This window comes from Streptomyces sp. AP-93, from assembly GCF_022808175.1.
Taxonomy (GTDB): Bacteria; Actinomycetota; Actinomycetes; order Streptomycetales; family Streptomycetaceae; genus Streptomyces.
The window spans coordinates 602294-609101 of the sequence record NZ_JALGBX010000002.1 but is presented as its reverse complement, the minus strand read 5'-3'; the positions used below and the strand labels follow the sequence as shown (position 1 = coordinate 609101).

The 6808-nt window shown below is 64.9% G+C and carries 4 protein-coding genes and 2 pseudogenes; all 6 read right to left on the bottom strand.

The window, feature by feature from the left end; translation table 11 throughout:
- Positions 1–1358: pseudogene (locus MTF69_RS06020) on the bottom strand (ISAzo13 family transposase); the annotation flags it as partial.
- 79 nt (positions 1359–1437) lie between these two features.
- Positions 1438–2211 (bottom strand): hypothetical protein, encoded by a 774-nt coding sequence (locus MTF69_RS06015; RefSeq protein WP_243331334.1) that lies wholly within the window; start codon positions 2209–2211, stop codon positions 1438–1440.
- A 43-nt stretch (positions 2212–2254) separates the two neighbouring features.
- On the bottom strand, positions 2255–3103 hold the full coding sequence (locus MTF69_RS06010; protein WP_243331333.1) for a hypothetical protein: 849 nt from the start codon (positions 3101–3103) through the stop codon (positions 2255–2257).
- 1 nt (position 3104) lies between these two features.
- Positions 3105–3782 carry a hypothetical protein gene (locus MTF69_RS06005; protein WP_243331331.1) on the bottom strand — a complete coding sequence of 226 codons (678 nt, stop codon included), beginning with the start codon at positions 3780–3782 and terminating at the stop codon, positions 3105–3107.
- Positions 3783–3908: 126 nt separating this feature from the next.
- Positions 3909–5427: pseudogene (locus tag MTF69_RS06000) on the bottom strand (ISKra4 family transposase).
- 88 nt (positions 5428–5515) lie between these two features.
- Positions 5516–6034: a hypothetical protein gene (locus MTF69_RS05995; protein ID WP_243331329.1), complete on the bottom strand. Its 519-nt coding sequence runs from the start codon at positions 6032–6034 to the stop codon at positions 5516–5518.
- Positions 6035–6808 lie beyond the last annotated feature (774 nt).

Sequence of the window (6808 nt, the reverse complement as noted above, 5' to 3'; positions counted from 1 at the left end):
CCCTCGCCGCATGACCACCCAAAACAGCCCGATACCCGGCACCACGTCCTTGACGAAGGACATAGAGACACCCCCCCCGCGCCGGGGCCGCCGTCGGGTCGTTTCCCGGGGAGCAGGACGGGAGGGTGCTCCGTGCACCAGGTGCGGTAGCGGGCGACGAGGCCGTCGAAGGCCGCGGGCTCCAGGCCGGTGAGGCTTGGATGACGCAGCCAGGCGGGGGTCTTGTCGCCGGCGGGGAACCGGCCGAAGGCCGGGTCATGGGGCGGAGTGGCCGCAGGATCGGGCGGGGCGAGCGGCTCCGGGCGCAGGGTGTAGTTCCAGGTGCCGTGCCACTCGTGCGGGGTGAGGGGCAGGCGGTTCATGATGCTGTCGGGGACGGTGACGCCGGTGGGGTAGGTGCCGGGGTCGAGTTCGGCGTGGACGGTGAGCCCGGTGCGCGTCCGGGTGGCGCCGATGGTGGAGACCACGACTTCGTGGCTGGTCAGCGGGCGTTCCCGCCAGTTGATGCTGATCTGGGAGAACAGTCGGTGCTCTATCTTGTTCCACTTCGACGTGCCCGGCGGAAAGTGACAGACCGTCACTTGCAGCCCGCTGGCCAGGGCGAAAGCGGCGAGCTCCTTCTTCCAGGCCCGCACCCGGTAGCCGTTGGAGCCGCCCGCGTCGGCGGTGATCAGCAGCCGGGAGGCGTCCGGGTAGCGGTGCCGTCCCTCCCCGTCCCACCAGCGGCGCAGGGTGGCCACGGCGAAGGCGGACGTGTCGCCGTCGCACCCCACCGCCACCCAGCCGGCATCCGCGCCGATGTCGTAGATCCCGTACGGAACCGCCTTGAGAGCACCCTTCTCGGGAAAGTCGTGGGCCCGAACCTCCACAGGCTGCCCGGCCCGGTGCCATTCCCGCCCGATAACCGCGTAGCGGCCCAGCGTCTCCTTCTTCTTCGCATCCACACTGATGACCGGCTGCCCGTCCGCGAGATACGCCGTGACCTGGTCATTGATGTAGCGGAACTGGGCGTCACGATCGGGGTGGCGGGCTCCCTCGGTGGTGCGCGAGGTGGCCTGCAGGGAGAACCCCTCGTCCTTCAGCAGCGTGGCCACGGTGTCATGCCCGACCCGCCGCCCCTGCCCGGACAGCTCCGCCGCCAGGGCGCGGGTGGACTTCACCGTCCACCGCAACGCAGACTCCGGATCCCCCCGCTCATCGGGCTCGACCAGCGCCAGCAGGTCCGGCACCAACTCCGGGTCGAGATCCCGCAGCCGATTGCGGCCCGCGCCGGCCACCCGGACCCGACCGTCGCTCTCCCCGCCCCGCTCCAGCTCACGCAGTCCACGCGAGACCGTCGACCCCCGCATCCTACGAGCCAACGGACCTATGAAACCGAGGAGTTATTTATCGACAGCCCCCTGGGTGGCTCACGGCCGCCGGGCCGCCGGGTGCCGCCTACCAAGTTCCGACAGAACTAGCGCGATCTCCCCACCCGTAATTGTGCAAGTTTCTTTCCTCGAAGTACGCGTCCCCCTCCCACGCCAACACCCTCGTGAACGTTTCCCCCAAATAGTCGTTGTGCTCATACAGTTCAGTCACCCGAGTTCCCACCATCTTGAAGGAAGAGATCTCGTCGTTCCAACTGCCCAGTTTCCTGAACCCCCGATTCTTCCGCAGATTTTTCCAATCTCCTTCGAAGTTTATGTGTTCATTGAATCCCGTTTGAGGGAACGGGGGGGCGGCCCTTGCGAAGAGGCTTGACGATAGGGGCTCGGTAATGGGGGGCAAGCAACGACCGTGCCGATATTGTTCAAGGAAGGTGAGCTGGCGCCAACTCGCGAACAGTTCTCGATCGTCTAGCACCAGCATGTGATCGCCCTCCGGCGACGCCACAAAATGGAGCTCTTTGCCATTGAAGCGGGTGATGTCTTCCGGGTCATATACTGTTCCGTTGAGGACGAATGGGACCTCTGGGATTCTTTGCACGATGGCGGATACGAGCTCTCGAGGTGTTTCCCTGCGTGTAAGCTCAAGGCTTAGAGGCTGTCCGACATTTTCTTCGTCGGTTTCGAGGAGTCTGAGTCCCTCACTTAGCGCCGAGAGCAGATCTCCCGTGGACACGATTCCTTCATTCTTGAGTTCGGCCACGCCGTCTTGAATATCTGCATCGCCCGCCACAATGGCAGTAAGCAGGGTCAATGCCTTGTTCTCATCCGAATTAGATGTCATGGGGGGCCAGCCTTCTGCTCTATCCTGGCTTGCTTTCTGTGGCTCAGACACCGAAACGTCTGAGGATCGGCCCGCACACGTGCCACTCGTCTCCGTTGTCGTGTGCTACATGGGGGAGGTGTGCGATATACCAGAACACGATGTCAGTCTTGTCGGTGCTTTCCATTTCTTTCATTAGGGTTTTCAGGTCATCGCTATATCGACTCCCGAGAGCTCCTTGAAGATCTTCGCTGCCGCGGTATCGAAGGACATATGCGTCAGCGAGGGAGAAAGAGTCGGCTCTCCCATCAAAGGGTCCAGGCGTGATCACGTAGCCGGGGCCGTTTGGGGTATTCATTACTGCCCATGCGCGCTCTCCAGGGCTCTTGAGGAGCCAGCTCTCCGATTCGATGGGCCACCAACCGGGGCCGTATCCCCAGTCCAGCGCCCAGTTTGAGTGATACAAGGCCAGGTCGGAGGATGCTCCGTCGATGTCGAAGTCGAAGCGCCAGTAGACATGGTGGCGATGGTTGGCATCGTGTTGAAGCCCCGCACTGTGAAGCTGAGGAAGAATGGTGCCATCGGACAGGAATAGCCAGCGATTCAGGAGGTGGTAGCGTCCGAGGCTGCCTCCCTTGTGATACGCGTCCACTGCCAAGGTGAGCAGGCCGGAAATCTGGCACTGGTAGATTTTGATGTAGCTCAGGTTGTGTGCATTCAGGGAATCTTTGTAGGGTCCGTGATTTCCGTCGTAATGCACTCGAATCAGCGGCACGCTAGCCTTGTGGAAGATCTTGCGGCCGCGATATTTCACCTGAGAAAAGACTGTGCCCTCACCGGGGAAATCGGCGATCCACCAGTGGAACGTCCAGATCGGATCCTCCCACGGCCAATTAATAAATCCGGATTTCATGTCATCCCCCCGTCATCGGAGAGTTCACAGAGTAACTCTGGGGGTAGACGCCGATTGTCACGACATCGCCGGCGCTCAGGTCAACTACCGCCCACGCGCTTGGCCAGCGGTGTTCCTCCGGTCCGAACCGCAAATCCTCAAGGCGGTGGCCTCGCCTGGGACTTTTGGGTAGCTCTTCGCTTATCGCGATTCCATGACCATGCGCCACGTCAATCCCCGCCTTGACCAGCACGGCGTGTTCGGCTACCAGCTCCCTGGCGCGCTCTTCCTCTGCCGGGCTGAGCGGCGGCTGGTAGTGCTTCTTCGCCAGTTCGACCACCCGTTGCGCTTCCGGGTCGAGAGCCGCCTCCAAGACCACATCGTCGTTGTATCGATAGACCACGACGACCGGTTGCGGCGGCTCTTCCTTTCCCGCCCACAAGAGCGTTACGCCCATTACTTCATAGTGCATTCCCGCGAGCTGACTTGACATCTCGTTGGAGTCAAGTGCAACCTCCTGAGCCCGCATGGCCAGTTCGTCACTCAGCGGTGGTTCGAATGTGGCGCTCTCGACGGGTCGGACGTCATCCGGAACATCGGGCGTCGGCCACTGATATGCATCAGTGAAAGGTGGGTCGATGATCGGACCCAGGTTAATGAACGGGCCGGGGAAGGGCCCTGGGATTCTCATACCTTTCATCGGTCACCACCACGATTGGGTTGAGAGGCTGACCTGAGTCGGAGAACCCTGCTATAGCCAGCCTGGGTACTGAAGGCCGATGGGGCAACTCGAATGGGTGTAGTTCGGGGGGGAGAAGATCGCCGGCTAGGCCGTGAGGTGGTATTTGTGCTGGTCGGGGGGGATAGAGGCGTTCGTGCTCGCGGGCGAGGTGATAGCGCCAGTACTCCTCGAAATCGCCGTTGTCGTTGAGCGCGCGGAGTTTGAGGACGGCTTCGGCGCCGGTGAGACCCCAGCGGGCGCCGGTGATCTCGAGGCGGTCGCCGATGAGATGCCTGCATGCGCCCTCGATCGCCCCGGTGGCGATCGGCCAGCCGGCGGCGAGGGCGGTGTCGTAGTGGAGTTGGTCGAGGTGGCCGGTGAGGTAGCGGACGCAGGCGTCAGCGGCCTGGCGTTTCGCTCCACGTAGTCCGTCACGTTCGGCCTGGGTGGTGATCTCGGCGGCGGCGCGGGCGGCCTGGCCGTGCAGGATCGTCGTCAGGTGGCCGGCGACCCAGGCTTCGGCCTCGGCGGTGCCGGCCTGGTGGAAGCCGTGCGCGGCCGTCCAGACGTACTCCGAGACGTGCACGATGTCGAGCAGAACGTGGACGGTGACCTCGCGCCGGCTCGCTTCGGCGGCGATCAGGTCGAGTTGGTGGCGGGCGCCGTCGACGAGGACGACCCAGTGGCGAGCGTGATCGCGGTCGCGGGCCTCGGCCTGGTCGAAAGCGGCGGCGATTGTGTGCTCGGGCGGGTGGATCACCGAACCGCACAGCCACTTCGCCCGTGCCTTCGGTCCCGGCCGCGGCGCCCGGGATCCGGTGCGGCCTGTTGGTGGGGCGATGATGTCGTGCGGCCGTCTGGGGGCGGGGTCGGCGTCGAACACGCAGGCCAGGGTGGCCATCCGTTTGCGGTGCGGCTTCTCGCCCGGTACGAGCCGGGTCCGCATCGCCGGTTCCTTGGCCAGGTGCGCCTTCAACGTCGCCGGCCGCAGGGCCTCGGGCCGCATGACGATGCCCTTGCCGTCGACCTGGAGGACGAGCGCGGTCGCCGCGGTCGCCGGCAAGGGAATCTTCTGCCGGTAGAAGGAGTCGATGTCGCCGGCCGCGGCCACGACCAGTTGTTCGGTCTGGCGTTTGCCCATCACCTTCCCGCACCGACGGTCGATCGCCGCCTTCGCCTGGTCATAGGAGCCGCGGACCGCTTCCAGGACGGCGAGCCGGCGCAGGCCATGGGAGTGCAGACCCGCGGGCAGCGACAGTTCGGCATCGGCCGGATGGACATTGCCCAGCGGCTTGCCCCGCCACGCGACCCGGCCCACCGTGACCGTCCCGAACACACAGGCCAGAGACCTGTGATGGCCGGGCTCCCGGTGCGGACGCAACCGCCCCTCGCCGCCCCGGACCTCCCGCGCGCTCTCTTCCCGCTCCCGCGCTTCCCGCTGATCGAGGAATCCCTGGAACAGCAGCCGCAGTACCTCGCGGCCCTCCGCCTCGATCAGCAACTCCACCTCGTGATGGCGCGAATCGCCCCTCGCCGCCCCGGACAGGGCACTCGTCAGGCGGTCAAAGGCCCTCGCAGCGGGAGCGAACGGACCACTGGCATCCCAGGCGTCGTACGGTTCCATCACGGCTCTTCTTTCTGTCCTTCGGTTTGGCTGGTTACCTCCGAAGGTAGAGAGAAGAGCCTTTATCGTTCCGGGAGTTCACCGATCCTCATCCCGACACCGGATGCGCCGCCGTGAACAGCCCGGGCCGCTCCTCCACCAGCCAGCCCCGCTCCACCAGCCGCTTCAGCTTCCCCCGCGTCCCCTCGATCTTCGCGGTCACCGCCGGCAGCCCGATCCGAGGGACGATCTGCTTCGCCTGCATCGGCCTCGACGCGTCCGCGAGGACCTCGACGATGTCCCGGTACACATCCGGCAACGCCTCCACCGACAGCCCCTCCCGCCAGTGCGGCACCATGATCGCCCCCACCACCCGCACCCCGGGCTCCACCGACACCTGCGGCATCACGGTCCTGGCCGTGTCCAACCCGGATTCGGACAACTCCCCGAGCACCTCTGCCACCGTCTCCCGAGCGATCTTCAACCGCGAGAGAGCCTCCCGCCCACCCTCAAGACGCACCGTCAGCTCCGCGATCTCCACCTCGAGAGCCTCCACCCGAGCCCGGGCCGCCGCCTCCCGCGCTTCCAACTCCTCGATCAACGACCCCATCAGCGTCGCCTCCTCCACCCCCACGGTAGAGACCCGACCACGCCACCATCACCCCAACCAACGTTCTCCCAGCTCAACCTGTCCCTCGAGGAGAGCTACACCCAACGGCGAAGGCACCATCACGAAGCGCAGCGATGCCCTGCGGGGACTACCTGACCTACTGGATCGCCGTGGTGGCGCCGAACCGTCTGAAACCCGCGAACCTGAGCGGCTACGAAGGGCTGACGCGGCCGGTGCGTCGCGGCCTTGAAGGCGCACAAGGCCATGCAGGAGCGGGAACAGGAGATCGCAGGGAAGAGGTGGATGTCTTTGGATCACCAGCCGAACGGGCTGATCTTCGCTGGTGATGAGGGACCGGAGGAACCGTGGCCGCTTAGGGGGCCCGGGTGCGTTGACGCCACCCGCTGACGCCAAAGGCCCCCTGGAGATTCTCCAGGGGGCCTTTGATCTGTGTGCACTCGGCAGGATTCGAACCTGCAACCTTCTGATCCGTTGCTCTAGCGAGATCGGTCAGCGACAGCCATACCGGCCGCTTCCCGGTCCCTCAGAGTCACCGCCGGTCAGCCTTGGTTGCGGTGGTTGCGGTGGTTGCGGTGGTTGCGGTGGTTGCGGTACGAGGCTGCTGCACATGCTGCGGCCATCAACGCCACGAGGGCCCGCAGCATCACTGACGGGCAATTTCCGTGCCCGCGGAGGGCTCCACCGCTGCCATCGATAACACAGCGCGCCCGCACCACAACGGAGTGTCGCGATAGGGTCGCCTGGTGCGCAGAACACAACGGACTTGGTGGT

Bases quoted from the DNA above. Each gene is read 5' to 3' on its own strand.
- MTF69_RS06015 (WP_243331334.1), bottom strand. From the start codon at position 2,211: ATGACATCTAATTCGGATGAGAACAAGGCATTGACCCTGCTTACTGCC.
- MTF69_RS06010 (WP_243331333.1), bottom strand. From the start codon at position 3,103: ATGAAATCCGGATTTATTAATTGGCCGTGGGAGGATCCGATCTGGACG.
- MTF69_RS06005 (WP_243331331.1), bottom strand. From the start codon at position 3,782: ATGAAAGGTATGAGAATCCCAGGGCCCTTCCCCGGCCCGTTCATTAAC.